At 68.6% G+C, this 15203-nt stretch carries 15 protein-coding genes; 8 read left to right on the top strand and 7 right to left on the bottom strand.

Annotated features, from left to right (window positions below; translation table 11 throughout):
* The first annotated feature begins 3 nt into the window (after positions 1 to 3).
* From ACIQF0_RS36720 to ACIQF0_RS36690, 7 genes are all read left to right on the top strand, one after another.
* On the top strand, positions 4 to 1002 hold the full coding sequence (locus ACIQF0_RS36720) for a class I mannose-6-phosphate isomerase (protein WP_401037514.1): 999 nt from the start codon (positions 4 to 6) through the stop codon (positions 1000 to 1002).
* A complete protein-coding gene (locus ACIQF0_RS36715) occupies positions 999 to 1763 on the top strand; it encodes an ATP-binding cassette domain-containing protein (RefSeq protein ID WP_401037512.1) in 765 nt (254 codons plus the stop codon). The genes ACIQF0_RS36720 and ACIQF0_RS36715 overlap by 4 nt, the downstream gene beginning before the upstream one ends.
* Entirely contained in the window at positions 1763 to 2800 is a 1038-nt protein-coding gene (locus tag ACIQF0_RS36710; RefSeq protein ID WP_401037510.1) for an ABC transporter permease, read from the top strand. The genes ACIQF0_RS36715 and ACIQF0_RS36710 overlap by 1 nt, the downstream gene beginning before the upstream one ends.
* A gap of 16 nt (positions 2801 to 2816) precedes the next feature.
* Positions 2817 to 3791 (top strand): ABC transporter substrate-binding protein, encoded by a 975-nt coding sequence (locus tag ACIQF0_RS36705; protein WP_401037508.1) that lies wholly within the window; start codon positions 2817 to 2819, stop codon positions 3789 to 3791.
* 225 nt (positions 3792 to 4016) lie between these two features.
* Positions 4017 to 5510, top strand: coding sequence for an alpha/beta hydrolase (locus ACIQF0_RS36700; RefSeq protein ID WP_401037506.1), 1494 nt, complete (start codon positions 4017 to 4019; stop codon positions 5508 to 5510).
* Positions 5511 to 5523: 13 nt separating this feature from the next.
* Positions 5524 to 7041 carry an alpha/beta hydrolase gene (locus ACIQF0_RS36695; protein WP_401037503.1) on the top strand — a complete coding sequence of 506 codons (1518 nt, stop codon included), beginning with the start codon at positions 5524 to 5526 and terminating at the stop codon, positions 7039 to 7041.
* A gap of 10 nt (positions 7042 to 7051) precedes the next feature.
* Positions 7052 to 8569 (top strand): alpha/beta hydrolase, encoded by a 1518-nt coding sequence (locus tag ACIQF0_RS36690; protein ID WP_401037500.1) that lies wholly within the window; start codon positions 7052 to 7054, stop codon positions 8567 to 8569.
* Between the two features lie 4 nt (positions 8570 to 8573).
* On the opposite strand, the gene ACIQF0_RS36685 is transcribed toward ACIQF0_RS36690, so the two are convergent.
* From ACIQF0_RS36685 to ACIQF0_RS36665, 5 genes are all read right to left on the bottom strand, one after another.
* A complete protein-coding gene (locus ACIQF0_RS36685) occupies positions 8574 to 9227 on the bottom strand; it encodes a response regulator transcription factor (protein ID WP_360047783.1) in 654 nt (217 codons plus the stop codon).
* On the bottom strand, positions 9218 to 10726 hold the full coding sequence (locus ACIQF0_RS36680) for a GAF domain-containing sensor histidine kinase (protein WP_401037497.1): 1509 nt from the start codon (positions 10724 to 10726) through the stop codon (positions 9218 to 9220). The genes ACIQF0_RS36685 and ACIQF0_RS36680 overlap by 10 nt, the downstream gene beginning before the upstream one ends.
* A gap of 151 nt (positions 10727 to 10877) precedes the next feature.
* Positions 10878 to 11486 carry a hypothetical protein gene (locus tag ACIQF0_RS36675; protein WP_401037494.1) on the bottom strand — a complete coding sequence of 203 codons (609 nt, stop codon included), beginning with the start codon at positions 11484 to 11486 and terminating at the stop codon, positions 10878 to 10880.
* Positions 11483 to 12433 (bottom strand): methylmalonyl Co-A mutase-associated GTPase MeaB, encoded by a 951-nt coding sequence (meaB, locus tag ACIQF0_RS36670; protein WP_360047787.1) that lies wholly within the window; start codon positions 12431 to 12433, stop codon positions 11483 to 11485. Before meaB ends, ACIQF0_RS36675 begins: the two co-directional genes overlap by 4 nt.
* 11 nt (positions 12434 to 12444) lie before the next feature.
* Positions 12445 to 13635: an acetyl-CoA C-acetyltransferase gene (locus ACIQF0_RS36665; protein ID WP_401037557.1), complete on the bottom strand. Its 1191-nt coding sequence runs from the start codon at positions 13633 to 13635 to the stop codon at positions 12445 to 12447.
* Positions 13636 to 13760: 125 nt separating this feature from the next.
* Between ACIQF0_RS36665 and mce the strand changes: the two genes are divergently transcribed.
* Positions 13761 to 14198 (top strand): methylmalonyl-CoA epimerase, encoded by a 438-nt coding sequence (mce, locus tag ACIQF0_RS36660; RefSeq protein ID WP_401037492.1) that lies wholly within the window; start codon positions 13761 to 13763, stop codon positions 14196 to 14198.
* On the opposite strand, the gene ACIQF0_RS36655 is transcribed toward mce, so the two are convergent.
* Both ACIQF0_RS36655 and ACIQF0_RS36650 read right to left on the bottom strand, forming a co-directional pair.
* Complete coding sequence (locus ACIQF0_RS36655; RefSeq protein ID WP_401037489.1) at positions 14170 to 14727, bottom strand: TetR/AcrR family transcriptional regulator; 558 nt, start codon at positions 14725 to 14727, stop codon at positions 14170 to 14172. The two genes, mce and ACIQF0_RS36655, sit on opposite strands and share 29 nt — an antisense overlap.
* 61 nt (positions 14728 to 14788) lie before the next feature.
* Complete coding sequence (locus tag ACIQF0_RS36650) at positions 14789 to 15148, bottom strand: SPW repeat protein (RefSeq protein ID WP_319977776.1); 360 nt, start codon at positions 15146 to 15148, stop codon at positions 14789 to 14791.
* Positions 15149 to 15203 lie beyond the last annotated feature (55 nt).

Genomic DNA, 15203 nt, shown 5'->3' with positions numbered 1-15203 from the left:
AACTTGCCCGCCAACCAGCCGAAGCAGTTCTACCGCGGCGGTGAGGCGATCGCCGCGTTGCGCGGCGGAACCAGTGGCGACTTCGGCCCCGAGGACTGGGTGGCGTCGACGACGACGCTCTACGGCCGCGACGACGCCGGGTTGACAACGTTGCCAAACGGCGTGCTCCTGCGCGACGCGGTGAAAGCCGACCCGACGGGGTGGCTAGGCGCGGACCACGCGGCCAAGTTCGGCGGCGACACGGCGTTGCTGGTGAAGCTGCTCGACGCGGGCCAGCGCCTGCCCGTGCACTGCCACCCGTCGAACGCCTTCGCGTCCTCTCACCTGAACTGCCGCCACGGCAAGACGGAAGCGTGGATCGTCGTGGGCACGACGGGGTCGACCCCGACCGTCTACATCGGATTCCGCGACGACGTGCCTGCCGACGTGGTCGCCGGTTGGGTCGCCACGCAGGACACGACGGCGATGCTCGACGCGCTCAACCCCGTCTGCGTCCGGCCCGGCGACACGGTCTTCGTGCCCGCCGGTGTGCCGCACGCGATCGGCGAGGGCGTGTTCATCGTCGAACTGCAGCAGCCCACGGACTTCTCGGTGACGCTGGAGTGGCAGGGCTTCCTCGCCAACGGCGACATCGGCCACCTCGGCCTCGGTTACGACGTCGCGCTCGACTGCGTGGACCGGCGGGGCTGGAGCGGCAAGCTCGACGAGTTGGTGCGGCAGACGTCCGAGAAGTGGGCGCCGTCGGTCGATCTGCTCGGCCACGACGCGGACCCGTTCTTCCAGGCCGACCGCCTGCACGTGGAGGGCTCCTTCGCACTGGAGCCGTCGTTCGCCGTGGTGGTCGTGCTGGAGGGTTCCGGCCAGCTCGGTGAGCTGGAGGTGCACAAGGGCAGCACCGTCGTCGTGCCGCACGCGGCCGGCGAGCTCGGTCTGACCGGTGACCTGGTGGCGATCCGCTGCCGTCCACCCGTTTTGTCCACTGTGGAGGATGTGATTCCGTGAGCCAGCCGTTGCTGGAGGCTCGTGATCTCACGAAGAACTACGGCACCGTGGAAGCTCTCCGCGGTGCCGCGTTCACCGCTCATCCCGGTGAGGTCGTGTCGCTGATCGGCGACAACGGCGCGGGCAAGTCCACCCTGGTGAAGTGCCTGTCCGGGGTGGAGCAGCCGACCGGCGGCACGCTGCTGTTCGACGGCGAACCGCTCGTGCTCGACTCCCCCAACAGCGCCCGCGACCTGGGCATCGAGACGGTGTTCCAGGACCTCGCGGTCGCGCCGGACCTCGACCCGGCCGCGAACATGTTCCTGGGCAGGGAGATCCTCAAGCCCGGCGTCCTCGGCCTCCTGGGCGTGCTGGACAAGAAGGCGATGCGCAGGCAGGCCGCCGAGCACTTCTCCCGGTTCGGCGCGACGCTGCAGAGCATCGACGTGCCGATCGCGGCGCTGTCCGGTGGCCAGCGCCAGTCCGTCGCGGTCGCGCGGTCGGTGGCGTGGGCGTCGAAGCTCGTGTTCATGGACGAGCCGACGGCCGCACTCGGTGTGGTGCAACGGGAACGCGTGCTGGAAGTGATCAAGCGCGTGCGCGACGAGGGCGTCGCGGTGGTGCTGATCTCGCACAACATGCCCGAGGTGCTGTCGGTGTCCGACCGCGTCGAGGTGCTGCGCCTCGGCCGGCGCGTGGCCCGTTTCAAGGCCTCGGACACCAGCGTGGAAGAGCTCGTCGGCGCGATGACCGGCGCGCTCACTCAGGAGGACGCGGCGTAATGAGCACGGACGAGAAGACAACGATGTCAACTCTGCCGGACGAGCAGCGCACCCCGTTGCTCAAGCGTCTGACCGGGGCGAACACGCTCTGGATCGGGCTGGTGCTGCTCGTGCTGGTCGCCACGTTCGGCGCGATCCGCCCGGACGCGATCTTCCAGGTGACCACGCTGCAGTTCCTGCTCGCCGAGACCGCGGTGCTGCTGGTGCTCTCGGTCGGCATGACGTTCGTGATCATCACGTCCGGCATCGACCTGTCCGTGGGCTCGGTGCTGGTGTTCGCGTCCGTGTCGAGCGCGCTGGCGATGAACTCGGTGTCCGGTGGCGACGCGACGAACGCCGGCTGGGGCGTGATCGCGTTCGGCCTGCTGGTCGCCGTGGTCAGCGGCGCGGTCTGGGGCCTGCTCAACGGTCTGCTGATCTCGCGGGCGAAGATTCCGCCGCTGATCGTGACCCTGGGTTCGTTCGGTGCGGCGCAGGGCGCGGCTTTGTTGCTGAACAACGGTTCCAACGTCTCCGGCATCCCGGACAAGCTGAACACGACGTTCGGTTCCGGCACGTACTTCGGCATCCCGAACATCGTGATCGTCGCGGCGATCGTCACCGCTCTCGGCGCGTTGTTGTTGTCCACCACGCGTTTCGGCCGGTACACCTACGCGGTCGGCTCGAACGAGGAGGCGGCCAGGCGCGTCGGCATCTCGGTGCGCGGCCACCTGACGAAGGTGTACCTGCTCGCGGGCACCCTGGCGGGTCTCGCGGGGTTCATGGGCAACGCGTTCTTCCGCGTCGCGGTCGTCACCGGCCACGAGACGGACAACCTGAACGCGATCGCCGCCGTCGTCCTGGGTGGGACGAGCATCTTCGGCGGCATGGGTTCGGTGCTGGGCACGGTCTTCGGCGTGTTCATCCCGGCCGTGTTGGAGAAGGGCCTCGTGATCATCGGGGTCAAGGAGTTCTGGCAGCCGATCGCCGTGGCGATCGTGCTGGTGGCCGCCGTGTGGCTGGACCAGACACGGCGGCGGGCGCGCAACCAACGTTAGGAAAGGTGCTGGACCAATGAAGATCCGCTCCGCAGTGGCTGTCTCAGCCGCTTTCCTGCTCGCCGCGTGTGGCGGGGGTGGGCAGATTGGTGACTCGAACTCGGGCAACTCGGCCGCGAACAAGAAACTGGTGCTGATCCCCGGCATCTCGGCGGAACCGTTCTACATCTCGATGCAGTGCGGGTTCGAGGGCGCGGCCAAGGCCGCGGGCTACGAGTTCGACACGCAGGCCCCCGCCAAGTTCGACGCGGCCCAGCAGACCCCGATCGTCACGGGCATCCTCGCGTCGAAGCCCGCCGCCGTGCTGATCGCGCCGACCGACGACAAGGCCATGGCCGGCCCGATGAAGCAGCTCAAGGACGCGGGCATCAAGGTCGTCGAGGTCGACACCAAGCTCCAGGACACCTCGATCGGCGTCTCCTCCATCTCGTCCAACAACGAGCAGGGCGGCAAGCTCGCCGCCGAGACGCTGAACAAGCTCGCCGCCGGCAAGACCGGTTCGGTGCTGGTGCTCAACACCAAGGCCGGCACGTCGACGACGGACGCGCGCGCCAAGGGCTTCGAGGACGCCATCAAGGCCTACCCGAACCTCAAGTACATCGGCCAGCAGTACACCGACAACGAGCCCGCCACCGCGGCCTCGAAGGTGACCGCGACGCTGGCGGCGAACCCGGACCTGATCGGTGTGTTCGCGACCAACCTCAACAGCGGTGAGGGTGCCGCGACCGGCCTGCGCAACGCGGGCAAGACCGGCGCGGTGAACCTGGTCGGCTTCGACGCCTCGCCGAAGCAGGTGCAGGACCTCCAGGCGGGCACCGTGCAGGCCCTGATCGCCCAGGACCCCGCCACGATCGGCAAGCAGGGCGTCGAGCAGGCCCTGGCCGCGATCGACGGCAAGGAGAACAAGCGCAACATCGAGACGGACCTCGTCGCCATCACGAAGGACGACGCGTCGGCCAACTCGAAGTACTTCTACAAGGAATCCTGCTGAGTTTCCGCGTCACGAAGGGCCGTTCCCACCTAGGGGACGGCCCTTCGGCCTTTCGGAGCCTTGATGACGCATGTCATGGCCGCTTGGCCGCGTTGGCCTAAGACCCAAGTCGTACGAGCCAGTCATCCTTCAGCGGATGTTCGGAGTCCCGAAAACCGATGAGCTGTAGGCACATTGGAGGGGGCTCGAATGCTACGAAGGAATATCGCAGCGGCACTTGCCGTCGTGACGGCAACATCCCTGCTCATCGCACCACAGGCGCTGGCAGCACCAGCACAGCAGATCCAGTGGCAGCAGTGCTTCGACCCGGGAACGCCGGGACTTCCGCCGGGCGGCGAACGACTGGAGTGCGGCAGTTTCACCGCACCGATGGACTGGAACAACCCGCGCAACGGCAAGACCATCACCATCGCGGTCAGCCGCCTGACGCCGAAGAGCGGCACGGCGAAGTCCACGGTCTTCACCAACCCCGGCGGTCCCGGTGGCCCCGGCCGCACGGTCCCGCTGCTCTACCTCGACCGGCCCAAGCTGAGCGAGAACGCCGAGATCATCGGAATCGACGTGCGCGGCACCGGCGCCAGCAGCAACGTCACGTGCGGGAGCTTCAACACCGACGGGCAGATCGATCCGCGTGACCGCAGCAAGGCCAACCTCGACCTGCTCTACGGCGCCATGGAACTGCAGGCGAAGTTCTGCCAGGCCAAGTCGGGCGAGTTCGGCAGGTACGTCTCCACCGACCAGACGGTGAAGGACCTCGACCTGCTGCGCCAGGTGCTCGGCAAGAAGAAGGTCAGCTGGCTCGGCTACTCCGGCGGCAGCTGGATGGGCGCCTACTACGCCACCTACTTCCCCAAGACGCTCGACAGGATCGTGCTCGACTCCAACGTCGACTTCACCCTGCCGTGGCAGCCGATCTTCGACGACTGGGGCATGGGCTTCGAACGCCGGTTCCGCGTCGACTTCCTGCCGTGGGTGGCGAAGTACGACAGCGTCTACCACCTGGGCAAGACCGGCGAGGAGGTTCGCCAGTCCTACGAACGCACCCGCGCCAAGCTGAACGCGCAGCCCGTCACGCGACCGGACGGCGTGTACAACGGCGTCACGCTCGACCTCGTGCTGCGGACCACGCTCTACACCAAGGACAGCTTCGCCGACGGCGCGCAGAGGCTCGCGGAACTGGCCGGTGCGGTGTCCCCACAGGCGAAGACGCTGGCCGGCTATCCGGACGCCCAGCTGGGCACCGCCTACTCGATCCTGTGCAACGACACGCCTTTCCAGGGCGGCAGGAAGTACCTGGAGCGCGATGGCGCCCAGGACGGCGCCAAGTGGCCGCTCGTCGGCTACACCCAGGTCGCCGGCCCGTGCGCGTTCTGGGACCGGCCGAACGTGAAGCTCAAGCAGCCCACCGGAATCGGCGTCGCACCGACGTTGATGGTGCAGTCGGTGCGCGACCCGGCGACGCCGATCGAGCAGGCGCAGCGGGCACACCGGAACTTCAAGAACTCCGTGCTGCTGACCGTCGAGGACGAGGGCGACCACGGCATCTACGGTTTCGGCAACCCGTGTGTGAACGACGTCGTCGAGCGCTACCTCGTCGACGGCGTGACGCCCGCGGCGGACCTGAAGTGCCCCGGCGTTCCGCTGCCCGCTCCCGGCGCGCAGAGCGGGCAGAACTCGCTCGCGAAGGCACAGCAGCTCGCCACCCGGCTCGGTTGGTAGGAGGGGGAAACGCATGTACCGCAAGAAGATCGCGGCGGCACTCACCGTCGTCACAGCGACATCGCTCTTCATCGCCCCACAGGCTCAGGCGGCGACCGGCCTGGCCGATCAGAAGATCACCTGGCGGCAGTGCACCGACGAGCCGGGCTTCGAACGGCTGCAGTGCGGCGAGTTCACCGCGCCGATGGACTGGAACAACCCGCGCAACGGCAAGACCATCACCATCGCGGTCAGCCGCACGGTTCCGTTGAACGGCAAGGCGAAGACCGCGGTCTTCACCAATCCCGGTGGGCCGGGCGGTGAGGGACGCACGCTGCCGTTGGTCTACCTCGACCGGCCGAAGCTCAGCGAGAACGCCGAGATCTACGGCATCGACGTGCGCGGCACGGGTGCCAGCAGCAACGTCACCTGCGGCGGGTTCGACACGCTCGGCTCCACGGATCCGCGGGACCGCGGCAAGGCCAACCTCGATCTCATCTACGGCGGCATGGAGCTGCAGGCCAAGTTCTGCCAGACCAAGTCCGGTGAGCTCGGCAAGTTCGTCACCACCGAGCAGACCGTGAAGGACCTGGACCTGCTGCGCCAGGTGATCGGCCGCAAGAAGGTCGACTGGCTCGGTTACTCCGGTGGCAGCTGGATGGGCGCCTACTACGCCACCTACTTCCCGAAGACGCTCGACAAGGTCGTGCTCGACTCCAACACGGAGTTCACCGGCACGTGGAACTCCGTGTTCGGCGACTTCGGCATGGGGTTCGAGCGGCGATTTCGCGTCGACTTCGCGCCGTGGGTCGCCAAGTACGACGACATCTACCACCTCGGCAAGACCGGCGAAGAGGTGCGGCAGAGCTACGAACGGACGCGCGCGAAGCTCGCCCGGCAGCCCGTCACCCTGCCAGAAGGCACGTACTACGCGGTCACGCTGGACCTGGTGCTCGTCCAGGGCCAGTACAGCAAGTACGCGTTCGACAGCACCGCGCGCAAGTTCGCCGAACTGGCCGGCACGGTGCCGGCACCGATGAGCGTGCAGGCGTCCTACCCGGACGCGGCGACCGGCACGATGAACTCGATCATCTGCAACGACAACGAGTTCCGCGGCGACCGCGGGTACCTGGAACGCGACGCGGTGCGGGACGGCGCCAAGTGGCCGCTGCTGGGCTACTACCAGCTCATGGGCCCCTGCGCGTTCTGGGACCGGCCGAACGTCACCCTCAAGCAGCCCACCGGAATCGGCGTCACGCCGACGCTGATGGTGCAGTCCGAACGCGACGCGCCGACGCCGATCGAGGGTGCGCGCAAGGCGCACGCCGGGTTCGCCGGATCGCGGCTGCTGACCGTGAAGGACGAGGGCGACCACGGCATCTACGGGTTCGACAACAACTGCGTCAACGACGTGGTCGAGCGCTACCTCGTCGACCGCGTGACGCCGGCCGGCGACCTGTCCTGTCCCGGCGTGCCGCTGCCCGAGCCGGGTCAGCAGCAGGCCGGAACGCTGGAGCAGGCACGCACGCTGGCAACCCGGCTCGGCTGGTGAGGGGGTTCTGATGAGAAAGCAGTTGGCGGCCGCGGCCGCCGTGACCGTGGCGACGACGCTTCTGGCCACACCCCAGGCTTCGGCGAGCACGGAGTTCGCGCGCCAGGAGATCAAGTGGCAGCGGTGCACCGACGAGCCGGGCTTCGAACGGCTGCAGTGCGGCAGCTTCACCGCACCGATGGACTGGAACAACCCGCGCAACGGCAAGACCATCACCATCGCGGTCAGCCGCACGGTTCCGTTGAACGGCAAGGCGAAGAGCACGGTCTTCACCAACCCCGGCGGCCCCGGTGGCGCCGGTCGCACGTTGCCGCTGGTCTACCTGAACCGGCCGAAGCTCAGTGAGAACGCCGAGATCGTCGGCATCGACGTGCGCGGCACCGGCGGCAGCGACAACGTCACGTGCGGCTCCTACCAGCACCGGCTCGCCACCGACTGGCGCGACCGGAGCAAGGCCAACCTCGACCTGCTCTACGGCGGCATGGAGCTGCAGGCCAAGTTCTGCCAGACCAAGTCCGGTGAGCTCGGCAGGTTCATCACCACCGAGCAGACCGTGCGCGACCTCGACCTGCTGCGCCAGGTGATCGGCCGCAAGAAGGTCAGCTGGCTCGGTTACTCCGCGGGCAGCTGGATGGGCGCCTACTACGCCACCTACTTCCCGAAGACCCTCGACAAGATCGTCCTCGACTCCAACACCGAGTTCACGCAGTCGTGGCAGAAGGTCTTCGACAACCTCCCGGCCGGGTCGGAACTCCGGTTCCGCGTGGACTTCCTGCCGTGGGTGGCGAAGTACGACAACGTGTTCCACCTCGGCAAGACCGCCGAGGAGGTGCGGCAGAGCTACGAGACCACGCGCGCACGGCTGGTCGAGCAGCCCGCCACGTTGCCGGACGGCACCGTCGTCACGCCGGTCCTGCTGGACGCCGTGATCTTCGCGGGCCTCTACAGCAAGGACTCGTTCGAGGGCACGGCCCAGTTGGTCGCGCTGATCGCGGGCACGCTGCCCATGTCACTGGCCGCGCCCCAGCAGTACCCGGACGCGCTGATGGGCACGCAGATGTCGATCCTGTGCAACGACACCCCGTTCCGCGGGGACCGGAAGTCGTTGGAGCGCGAGGGGAACAAGAGCGTCCGGCAGTACTCGCTCGTCGGCGGGTACCAGATCACCGGCCCGTGCGCGTGGTGGGAACGCCCGGACGTGCAACTCAAGCGCCCCAACGGAAGGGGCGTCGACTCCGCGTTGATGGTGCAGTCGGTGCGTGACCCCGCGACGCCTCTCGCAGGCGCGCAACGGGCTCACGCCGGGTTCGCCAATTCGCGGATGCTGACCGTGAAGGACGAGGGTGACCACGGCATCTACGGGTTCGGCAACGACTGCGTCAGCGACGTGGTGGAGAGCTACCTCGTCGACGGCGTGGTGCCGGCGAAGGACCTGAGCTGTCCCGGCGTGCCGTTGCCGGCACCCGGTGAGAGCAAGGGAAACCCGCTCGCCAAGGCACAGCAGCTGGCCGCACAGGCCGGCTGGTGATCGTCTAGAAAGCGCCGGGGTGGGTACGTCTGCGTCGTGCCGCGTAGACGCCCGCCTCGGTGCGGCGGTCGAAGCCGAGCTTGTGCAGGAGCGACGACACGTAGTTCTTGACCGTCTTCTCCGCGAGGAACAGGCGGTTCGCGATCTGCCGGTTCGTCATGCCCTCGGCGATGAGGTCGAGGATGCGGCGTTCCTGCGGGCTCAGCGCGGCGTAGCGCGGATCTTCCTCGGGGCCGCCGCGGAGGCGTTGCAGGACGGTGGCCGTGACTCCGGCGTGCAGGAGCGAGCCGCCGGAGGCGAGGGTGCGGACGGCGGCGACGAGATCGTTGCCGGACACCTCTTTCAGCATGTACCCCGACGCGCCCGCCATGATCGCGCCGAACAACGCCTCATCGTCCGAATAGGACGTGAGCATCAGGCACGCGGGCGGCGGCTGCACCAGGCTCCTGATCTCCCGGCACACCGTGACACCGTCGCCGTCGGGCAGCCGCACGTCGATGATCGCCACGTCGGGTTTGAGCCGCGGGGCCTGCGCGATAGCGGCCGCGGCGCTGTCCGCCTGGCCCACGACCTGGACGTCCTCCGCCTGCGCCAGCAACTGCACCAGCCCGCGCCGCACGATCTCGTGGTCGTCCACCACCAGCACCGCTATCGCCATCTCGCCTCCTGCAGCACCAGTGGAACGAACCAGGTGACGCTCACCCCGGCTCCGGGGATCGAGTCGACCGCGCAGTCGCCGTGGTGGCGCCGCGCCCGAGCCGCCATGTTCGCGAGCCCGCCCGCGTGCTGGGGCGCCCCGCCGGAATCGTCAGCCAACGGCAAGCCTCGGCCGTCGTCCTTGACCATGAGCTCAAGACTCGTCACGGTGCGATCGACGCTCACGGCGACGGCAACGTGCTGCGCTCTCGCGTGCCGCACCACGTTCGTGAGCGCCTCTCGGAGCGTGGCCAGCAGATCGGGCCTGACCTGGTCCGGCACCACGGTGTCCAACGGGCCTTCGAGCGACACGTCCGGTTCGAACCCCAGCAGCCGTGCGGACTCGTGCACGACGTTGAGCAGCTGCCCGCGCAGGCTGGTGCCCCCGGCCGGCGGTTCCTGCAGGGAGAAGATGGTGCGGCGGATCTCGCGGATCGTGCGGTCGACCTCCTCCACGAACCCGGTGATCCGTTCGGCGACCTGGGGCCTGCTCGTCCCGGTCAGCCCCTGCAACCCGAGGCCGAGCCCGAACAGCCGCTGGATGACCAGGTCGTGCAGGTCCCTGGCGATGCGGTCGCGATCCTCCAGCACCGCCAGCCGTTCGGTGTCGCCCCGCGCCCGCGTGAACTCCAGCACCAGCGCGGCCTGCGCGGCGAAGGCCTCGATGAGGTCGGGATCGTCGAAGCCGGGTTCGCCCTCGGGCTTGGACAGGATCAGCACGCCGATCGTCCGCTTCCCGATCTTGAGCGGCACGACCGCGCACGGCCCCGGCACCGCGGACACCTTGCCCTCCGCGTGGCACTCGCCCTGGCCGGACTCGTAGACCCGGTAGGTGACCGTGCCTTCCTTGGGCACCCGCATGCCCTCGGCGTCGTAGCTGCCGCCGTCGGTCACCTCGATGACGAGGTCACCGGTGTGGTCGGGCAGCACCACGGCCGCGAAGTCGGCGTTGGCCGTTGTGCGCGCTGTCTTCGCCACCAGGTAGAGAGCGTCACGGCCGTCCGTGCCCATCAGCAGGTTGGTGGTCACCTCGGCGGCGGCGCGCAGCCACACCTCACGCTTGCGCGTCTGCTCGTAGCGGTCGAGGTGCTCCACGGCGCTGCCCGCCGCCGTGGCCAGTGCGGTCAGGATGTCGCGGTCCTGGTTGCTGAACGCCGCCTTGCCGCTCAGGAAGAGGTTGCCGAACGTCTCGCCGTGCACCTTGATCGGTGCCCCCAGGAAGTCCGCCAGGCCGATCGAGCGCGGATCACCGGACGTGATCTGCACCTGCCCGTCGTGGTGGGCGGTGAACTCCGTGAGCTCCTTGTGGGTGTTGATCACGGCCAGCGCGCCGTAGGAGGCCCCGATCAGCTCACAGGCCGACTCGACGGTGTGGCGGAGCAGATCCGGGAGGGTGTCGACTTCGGCGAACGACAGCACGACGTCCAGCACTCGCTGTTCCGTGCTCACGTTGCCGCCCACGGCCTTCACCCCTTGGGGGGATAGAAGTGACACCGTACGAACGACTGAGGGTAACTCCACACCGTAGTCAAGGGGGAGACCATCACTGCAAACAGTGAACTTTGGGACTACTGAGAGTAGAGGTGCGTCTTGTTTGGAGGGGCCAGGCGGCTCAGTGCAGACCGACCGTGAAGCCCTCGTCGATGACGCCGCGGTAGATCTGCGGGGCGAAGGTCCGCAGCCCGTGGTCGAGCGGCGCGATGAACCCCGCCGAGTCACCGAGCGGCAGCCGGTACCCGTTCTGCACCCGGTGGAACTCCCACAGCGACTCCATCGTCGGGTGCGCGGGCCGGAACTGCTGCGGATCGCGCGGATGCAGGTCGACGCGCACCAGGGTCCTGCGCACCAGTGCGTCCGCGAGCTGGACCGCGCGCTCCTGGGTCCGGGAGATCGAGATCGCGCCCAGCTCCTGCCAGCCGACGGCCCACGGCACGCCCTGCGGGTCGTCCAGGCGGATGCCCTGCTGCTCGATGATCAGCTTGCGCGGCCGGGAGATGGTCTTCCACTTCACCACGGCCATCACGCCGATGAAGGTGAACGCGATGCCGATGACTGCGGCGATGCTGCCGCCCACCGGTTCACCGTCCACGAACGCGGTGACTGCGCCGACCAGGGCGAGGATGCCCAGGATCCCGGCGACCGAGCCGCCGATCAGGACTTTGCGGGTGTCGCTCTTGCCGAGGTCGATGACGACAGGCGGAGGCGCTCCCCAAGCGGTCATGGCCGCAGGTTACCGCTGATCAACAGCTCCGCGGCGGCGAACGGGTCCAGTTCACCCTCGACCACGCGCTTGGCCAGCTGGTCGACGGGGCCGAAGCGGGTGCGGACGCGTTCGACGGCGATCGCCTCGATCTCGGCGCCCGCGCGACGCAGGCGGCGTTCGGTCAGCTCGCCGTGCTCGGCCATCCACGACTGGTGCTCGGTGATCGCCTCGACCACGCGGTCGAGGCCCTCCATGCGCGCTGCCACCGTCTTCACCACGGGGACGCGCCACGACGGGCCTTCGCGGTCCCTGCGGCCCAGCGAGATCATGTACTTGAGGTCGCGCGCGGTCTGGTCGGCGCCGTCGCGGTCGGCCTTGTTGACCACGAAGACGTCCGCGATCTCCAGGATGCCCGCCTTGGCGGCCTGGATGCCGTCGCCCATGCCCGGCGCGAGGAGCACGAGCGTCGTGTCGGCCAGTGCCACGATCTCGACCTCGGACTGACCGACGCCGACGGTCTCCACGATGATCACGTCGAACCCGGCGGCGTCCAGGACCCGCAACGCCTGCGGGGTCGCCCAGGACAGGCCGCCGAGGTGGCCGCGGGTGGCCATGGAACGGATGAAGACGCCGGGATCCGTGGCGTGGTCGCCCATCCGCACGCGGTCGCCCAGCAGCGCGCCGCCGGAGAACGGGCTGGACGGGTCGACGGCGATCACCGCGACGCGCTTGTCCTGCTCGCGGAAAGCACGCACCAACGCGTTCGTGGAGGTCGACTTGCCGACGCCGGGAGCACCGGTGATGCCGATGACCTGGGCGTGCCCGGTGTGCGGGGCGAGGGCCGCCGCCACCAGCGGCAGCTGCGCACTCCCCTGTTCCACCAGGGAGATCAGCCTGGCGACCGCGCGCGGTTCGCCGTCACGCGCGCGGTCGACCAGTCCTGCTACGTCAACAGCTGTGGCCACGGCCAAGGACACTAGGCCTTGGAGGGCACGCGGATGATCAGAGCGTCGCCCTGACCACCACCACCGCACAGCGCCGCCGCACCCACGCCGCCACCACGCCGCTGCAGCTCCAGTGCGAGGTGCAGGGCGATGCGGGCGCCGGACATGCCGATCGGGTGGCCCAGCGCGATGGCGCCGCCGTTGACGTTGACCTTGTCCTCGGAGATTCCGAGCTGACGGGAGGACACGATGCCGACCGCCGCGAACGCCTCGTTGATCTCGATCAGGTCGAGGTCGGCGGGGTCGATGCCCTCCTTGGCGCACGCGGCCTTGATGGCGTTGGACGGCTGCTCGTGCAGCGAGGCGTCCGGGCCCGCGACGACGCCGTGGGCGCCGATCTCCGCGATCCACTCGAGGCCCATTTCCTCGGCCTTCGCCTTGCTCATCACGATCACAGCGGCCGCGCCGTCGGAGATCTGCGACGCCGAACCCGCGGTGATGGTGCCGTCCGCGGCGAACGCCGGGCGCAGCTTGCCGAGCGAGTCGGCGGTGGTGTCGGCGCGCACGCCCTCGTCCGTGCTGAACAGGACGGGGTCGCCCTTGCGCTGCGGGATCGAGACCGGTGCGATCTCGGCCTCGAAGACACCGTTCTCCGCGGCCTTGGCGGCGAGCTGGTGCGACCGCGCGGAGAACGCGTCCTGCTCCTCGCGCGTGACGCCGTAGCGGCCGTTGTACTTCTCCGTCGAGACGCCCATCGCGACCTGGTCGAACGCGCAGAACAGGCCGTCGAGCGCCATGTGGTCCTGCATCGTCACGTCGCCGTACTTGAACCCGCCGCGCGACTTCGGCAGCAGGTGCGGCGCCTGCGTCATCGATTCCTGGCCACCGGCCACGACGACGTCGAACTCGCCGGCGCGGATCAGCTGGTCGGCCAGCGCGATCGCGTCGATGCCGGACAGGCACACCTTGTTGATGGTCAGCGCGGGCACGCTCATCGGGATGCCGGCGGCGACCGCGGCCTGGCGGGCGGGAATCTGGCCCGCGCCGGCGGTGAGCACCTGACCCATGATCACGTACTGCACCTGCTCGGGGGCCACGCCCGCGCGTTCCAGTGCCGCCTTGATCGCGACGCCACCCAGCTGGGCGCCCGAGAAGTCCTTGAGCGATCCCAGCAGTCGGCCCATCGGGGTACGCGCCCCGGCGACGATCACGGAACCGGACACAACTGCCTCCATTGGAAGAGCGAACGGTCGTTAACTAGGCACCATACCTGGGGCTACTGGGCGGTAATCGTGTGAGACCCCGCACAGGAGCACCTGCACCGATCACGTAGTTACCCTTCCCCGCTATGAACGCAGACATCGCTCGATTCGTGACCGCGATCGACCACGTGGGCATCGCGGTGCCCGACCTCGACGTCGCCATCGCGTTCTACCGCGACAACTTCGGCCTCGAAGTGGCGCACGAGGAGGTCAACGAGGAGCAGGGCGTGCGCGAGGCGATGCTGCACGCGCCGGGCGACCACGCCGGCACCGCCATCCAGCTGCTGGCGCCGTTGAACGAGGACTCGACGATCGCCAAGTTCATCGGCCGCTCCGGGCCGGGCCTGCAGCAGCTCGCCTACCGGGTGTCCGATGTGGACGTCGCGGCGGACGCGCTGCGGGCCAAGGGCCTGCGCCTGCTCTACGAGGAGGCGCGGCGCGGCACGTCGGACAGCCGGGTCAACTTCGTGCACCCCAAGGACGCGGGCGGCGTGCTCATCGAGCTGGTCGAGCCAGCGCGTTAGCCACGAAGCTCAGTTCCCGGTCGATCGGGTCCTCCTCGTCGCTGTGCCGCGCCACCGAATGCCGGTAGCTGACGGCCAGCGCGAGGAGTGCCGCGGCCGCCTCGACGTCCTTGATCGCCACCGCCGCGCCTCCCGCGGCGAGGATGACCTGCTTGATCTGCGCCGCGACGTTCTCGTAGCGCGCCTGCATGGCGTCTCTGACCGCCGAATGCGTATCCGCTTCACGCCACAACAGGTGGGACAGCAGCGGTGAGGCGTTCAAGCGAGCGTCGAGTGCGGCGACGAGTCTTCTGAGCGACTCGGCGATGTCTCCCGCCACGACGATCCGGCGGTGGTCGACCGTGCTGTCCGGCAGCCTCGTGACGAGTGCGGCGAGCAGGTCCTTCTTGCGGTTGAAGTAGTAGTGCACCAGGCCTTTGGGCACGCCGGCGCGTTCGGCGATCCGCGAGGTCGGGGTGGCGTCGAAGCCTCCGCCGGCGAAGAGTTCCTCGGCCGCGGCCAGGATGCGTTCCTTGGCCGAATCCTCCACGCGTCTCCTCCACGAGTGCGTGGGCCCAAGAACGTTCTCGGGCCCACAGGTTTCCGGCTGATCAGTGCGGCTGGGCCGCGGCCGAGTGCGCCGCGTTCGCGGAGGGCATCGCCAGCGCCCCCGCGGCAACGGTGAGCACGCCACCGACCCAGGAGACCCACGAGGCCGCCATCAGGTCGCTGTAGCTCATCACCCACGGAGAGATGAACAGCAGTGCTCCGAGCACCATCTGCACGTACTCCCCGTAGATCATCGCGGGCATGGCGAGGTCGACGAGTCCGTCGATCGCGATGAGCGCGCCGAGCACGATCATCGTCCACATGGCCGCGTTCGAGGTGTCCACGACGAGCGGAGACAGCAGCACCAGAACACCGATCGCCACCTCGGTCCAGTCCTGCCACCTGGTCCACGCCTTGGTCATCTCCACCACCTCTCTCTTTCTCGGACACCCTCGATGCTCCTCCTTGGTTGGCCGC

It is taken from the genome of Lentzea sp. NPDC092896 (assembly GCF_044754905.1).
GTDB lineage: Bacteria > Actinomycetota > Actinomycetes > Mycobacteriales > Pseudonocardiaceae > Lentzea.
The sequence above is the reverse complement of the archived record's forward strand: the minus strand, read 5'-3'. Positions and strand labels throughout refer to the sequence as shown.

Bases quoted from the DNA above. Each gene is read 5' to 3' on its own strand.
- ACIQF0_RS36695 (WP_401037503.1), top strand. From the start codon at position 5,524: ATGTACCGCAAGAAGATCGCGGCGGCACTCACCGTCGTCACAGCGACA.
- ACIQF0_RS36685 (WP_360047783.1), bottom strand. From the start codon at position 9,227: ATGGCGATAGCGGTGCTGGTGGTGGACGACCACGAGATCGTGCGGCGC.
- ACIQF0_RS36690 (WP_401037500.1), top strand. From the start codon at position 7,052: ATGAGAAAGCAGTTGGCGGCCGCGGCCGCCGTGACCGTGGCGACGACG.
- ACIQF0_RS36710 (WP_401037510.1), top strand. From the start codon at position 1,763: ATGAGCACGGACGAGAAGACAACGATGTCAACTCTGCCGGACGAGCAG.
- ACIQF0_RS36675 (WP_401037494.1), bottom strand. From the start codon at position 11,486: ATGACCGCTTGGGGAGCGCCTCCGCCTGTCGTCATCGACCTCGGCAAG.
- ACIQF0_RS36650 (WP_319977776.1), bottom strand. From the start codon at position 15,148: ATGACCAAGGCGTGGACCAGGTGGCAGGACTGGACCGAGGTGGCGATC.
- ACIQF0_RS36705 (WP_401037508.1), top strand. From the start codon at position 2,817: ATGAAGATCCGCTCCGCAGTGGCTGTCTCAGCCGCTTTCCTGCTCGCC.
- mce (WP_401037492.1), top strand. From the start codon at position 13,761: ATGAACGCAGACATCGCTCGATTCGTGACCGCGATCGACCACGTGGGC.